Raw genomic sequence first — 3,230 nt, forward strand, 5'->3', positions numbered from 1 at the left:
GCCTTGAATCAGTCATCTGGTGATTTGGGAATCCACTTTGTCCACACTACCTAGCACGCCAGATACAAACCTGGATGGACGACGCCTTCGCCAAGGTGGATTTCAACGCCGATCCGGACAGGGTGATCGAGGCGCTGACCCTGGCCTGGAGCGAGGTTCTTCTTCGCGTCGAGGCCGTCGACCAGGCCGCCCAGGCCGCCCAGGCCGCCCAGGCCGCGGGTCCATCACCGCATAGCGTCCACAAATCTTCACCCTTGACCGGAATCACAACTCAACCGAGCGTAAGCTTGTTCGATCCCGTCGACTGAGCCGGGAGCGAACAAGGACGGCCGGCTGGCCGATTGGCGGTCAGCGCCCTCCCTCTGTGGAGTTTGGCGATGGTTGTAGCGTTCCAGGAGACGGTTGAAGCCTACGTTACAAGCACCGACACCGAGGGCGATGACGACCTCCTGAACAAGCTCGAACGCCTGATCCTCGATCACATCCCCCGGTCGATCGCCGAAACCGTCAGCATGCTCGGCGTCATCATCCCCAATGTCGAAATAGGCGGACGCGTCGACGGTGCGGACGTCGCCGCCCTCGCGAACATACGCACCTTCCTGGAAAGCCTCGCCTAGCGCCGCACCTTGCAGCCCTGCCGCCTTTTAGGCCGTCATCAGCCCCAGGATCGCTTCCGCGCTCTGCGACGAGATTCGCGCATCCCGATGACACCCCATGAATGGCCCTATGACGGGTGCGCGCCCGACGAAAGGCGATCCAGGCGCTCGGCAAGCCCGGCCAGCGCCTCATAGATGACCGCCAACTCGACATAGGCCTCGCGGATGTCTGAAGTCGGTGCTCCAAACGACCGGCAAAGCCAATGCACCGCCTGATCTCTCAAAGTTTCGCTCACGACACCCCTGCGCCAAAATGAAACCGTACAGCCTATACTCGCAAGAGTTGTGCAACAGGCGGCCGCAAGCACGCCAGGGTCGGCTTCCGTCTCGACATGGAATCGATCCATTTGCCAGGAACCCGTCCTCCCAAGAGGATGCCGTGACGATAAACTCTCCATGCCGAGACGCTAGAAATGACCCCCGATGAGCGTGAGATCCGCCAGGTCGTCGAGACCTGGTTCGCCGCATCCAGGCGCGGCGATACCGCCGCCGTTCTCGATCTGATAACGGACGACGCCCTCTTCATGGTCCCCGGCCAGGAGCCTTTCGGCAAGGCCGTATTCGCCGCGGCGTCCAAGGCCATGGAAGGCGTGCAGATCAACGGCGAAAGCGAGATCGTCGAACTCCAGGTGCTCGGCGACTGGGCCTTTATCCGCAACCATATCGACATCAACGCCGCCCTCCCCGACGGCCGGACCGTTCATCGGGCGGGCTATACTCTCACGCTCCTGCGCAAGGAAACGGACGGTCAATGGCGTCTCGCGCGCGACGCCAACCTCCTAACCGTACGCGATTGAGGCGAATGGTCCTCGCGCGGCGCGTTCAGGATTTCCACCGAACCCGCGGCGGCGGCCCCCTCTTCTCGGCCCGGGTCTGCAGGGTTGGATGCGCCTTCGAAGAGATAGAACCCCGCCGCCACGAGGTCTTCGCGAAGGACATCCGGGAGCGCCATGCCCAAACAAGTAGAACGGGGATGCGGCGGTTGCAGCGCGCACACCCTGTTGATGTCCGCGTGAAACCCGGCGAACGGCCTCGCCATCGGCCCCGTCAGGCCGTGGTAAGCACCACGCCGACTAGGACCGCCGCCCAATGCACGCTGGCCGCCGCCACCACATGGCCATGCCAGACCGCCCGGAACCAGCCGAGCTTCTTGCGCACATAGAAGACCGCGCCGGACATGTAGAGGGCCCCGCCTACGGCGAGGAGCAGGAGGGCGATCCAGGAACCGTGAGCGATCATCGGCTTGAAGGCGATCACCACGAGCCAGCTCAGAGCGACATAGAGGACGATCCAGAACCGGCGGCCGACGCCCGGCAGGAACAGTTTCCCCAAGGCCCCCAGGATGGCCAGGCTCCATACCGCCGCCGTCATGCCCCAGGCCCAGGCGCCGGTCAGATTGTGGGTGGTGAACGGCGTGTAGGAGCCCGCGATCATCAGGAAGATGCCCGCGTGATCGAGGCGACGCAGAAGCGGACGCCACCGGGGAGCCGCGAAATTATAGGCGGTAGAGAAGCCCAGCATGGCCAGCATGCCGACCGCATAGACGCAGACGGCCAGCACCAGACCAAGACTGCCCTTGGCGACGGACAGTCCGAGCAGCACGCCGCCGCCGAACAGGGAGAAGGCCAGGCCGACGATATGCACCACCAGGTCCGCGCACCTGGCGCGCGACGTCGGATAATGCCTCGGCGGAAGGGTCATCTGGGTCACATCTCGAACCTAACACATAATCCCGCCGACGAATGAGCCCCTCACGCGCCCATTGAACGCCTCCTGGCTCCGACGCGTTGAGCGAGCCACGACCCATGGGAGGTCCAGATGGCCGACTACACCCTCTACTACTGGTCCGCGCCCTTTCGCGGCCAGTTCGTGCGCGCCGTCCTGGCCTATGCCGGCAAGACCTGGACCGAGCCCGGCGACGACGCCATAGGCGCCCTCATGGAGGGGCCGCTTGAGGCCATGCCGGTCCCCTTCATGGGTCCGCCCGTCCTGGTGGACGAAACCGCCGGCGTCGCCCTCTCGCAGACGCCGGCGATCCTCTTCTACCTTGGCGAGACGCTGGGCCTTCTCCCCGCCGCCCCTGCCCTACGCGCCCTGACGCTCAAGGTGGCCAACGACGCCAACGACCTCATCGACGACCTCACCCTGGATGGCGGACGCCTGATGTGGACGGACGCGCGCTGGAGGGACTTCATCCCTCGCCTGCGAAAATGGATGGCCCTGTGGGAGGACCTAGGACACCGCCATGACCTGAGCGCCGACGCCGGCCATCTGCTGGGCGGCGACGCCCCTGGCGTGGCCGACGTCGTCACCGCGACCCTGTGGTCGACGCTGAACGAACGCTTTCCGCCGATCGCGGCGATGCTGGAGGAGGGCGCCCCCGCGACGGCCGGATTGACCCGCCGCATCTCGGCCCTGCCCGCGCTCACCGACTTGGCCACCCGCGCCCGCCGTGAGTACGGCGACCTCTATTGTGGAGGCGAGATCGAGCAATCCCTCCGCCTGGTCCTCCGAACAGACTAGGTGGTGTGGACAAAGTGCCTGACCCACAAGCGGATTGAAGCGACGAGGACG

At 65.0% G+C, this 3,230-nt stretch carries 5 protein-coding genes; 4 read left to right on the top strand and 1 reads right to left on the bottom strand.

Annotated features, from left to right (window positions below):
- Positions 1 to 74: 74 nt before the first annotated feature.
- The 3 genes from DXK21_RS16240 to DXK21_RS16250 all read left to right on the top strand — a co-directional run bounded on the left by DXK21_RS16240 (position 75) and on the right by DXK21_RS16250 (position 1,453).
- The gene (locus DXK21_RS16240) at positions 75 to 308 is read left to right on the top strand and encodes a hypothetical protein (RefSeq protein WP_114818803.1); all 234 of its coding nucleotides are present in this window, start codon (positions 75 to 77) and stop codon (positions 306 to 308) included.
- A gap of 63 nt (positions 309 to 371) precedes the next feature.
- On the top strand, positions 372 to 617 hold the full coding sequence (locus DXK21_RS16245) for a hypothetical protein (protein ID WP_162790727.1): 246 nt from the start codon (positions 372 to 374) through the stop codon (positions 615 to 617).
- Positions 618 to 1,069: 452 nt separating this feature from the next.
- Positions 1,070 to 1,453: a YybH family protein gene (locus DXK21_RS16250; RefSeq protein WP_114818805.1), complete on the top strand. Its 384-nt coding sequence runs from the start codon at positions 1,070 to 1,072 to the stop codon at positions 1,451 to 1,453.
- A 250-nt stretch (positions 1,454 to 1,703) separates the two neighbouring features.
- Here DXK21_RS16250 and trhA read toward each other — a convergent pair whose 3' ends face one another.
- Positions 1,704 to 2,357 (bottom strand): PAQR family membrane homeostasis protein TrhA, encoded by a 654-nt coding sequence (gene trhA, locus DXK21_RS16255; RefSeq protein WP_114818806.1) that lies wholly within the window; start codon positions 2,355 to 2,357, stop codon positions 1,704 to 1,706.
- 117 nt (positions 2,358 to 2,474) lie between these two features.
- On the opposite strand from trhA, the gene DXK21_RS16260 reads away from it, so the two are divergent.
- On the top strand, positions 2,475 to 3,179 hold the full coding sequence (locus DXK21_RS16260; protein WP_114818807.1) for a glutathione S-transferase: 705 nt from the start codon (positions 2,475 to 2,477) through the stop codon (positions 3,177 to 3,179).
- Positions 3,180 to 3,230: the final 51 nt, after the last annotated feature.

Source organism: Brevundimonas bullata, from assembly GCF_003350205.1.
Lineage (GTDB): Bacteria > Pseudomonadota > Alphaproteobacteria > Caulobacterales > Caulobacteraceae > Brevundimonas > Brevundimonas bullata.

Bases quoted from the DNA above. Each gene is read 5' to 3' on its own strand.
- DXK21_RS16240 (WP_114818803.1), top strand. From the start codon at position 75: ATGGACGACGCCTTCGCCAAGGTGGATTTCAACGCCGATCCGGACAGG.
- DXK21_RS16250 (WP_114818805.1), top strand. From the start codon at position 1,070: ATGACCCCCGATGAGCGTGAGATCCGCCAGGTCGTCGAGACCTGGTTC.
- trhA (WP_114818806.1), bottom strand. From the start codon at position 2,357: ATGACCCTTCCGCCGAGGCATTATCCGACGTCGCGCGCCAGGTGCGCG.
- DXK21_RS16260 (WP_114818807.1), top strand. From the start codon at position 2,475: ATGGCCGACTACACCCTCTACTACTGGTCCGCGCCCTTTCGCGGCCAG.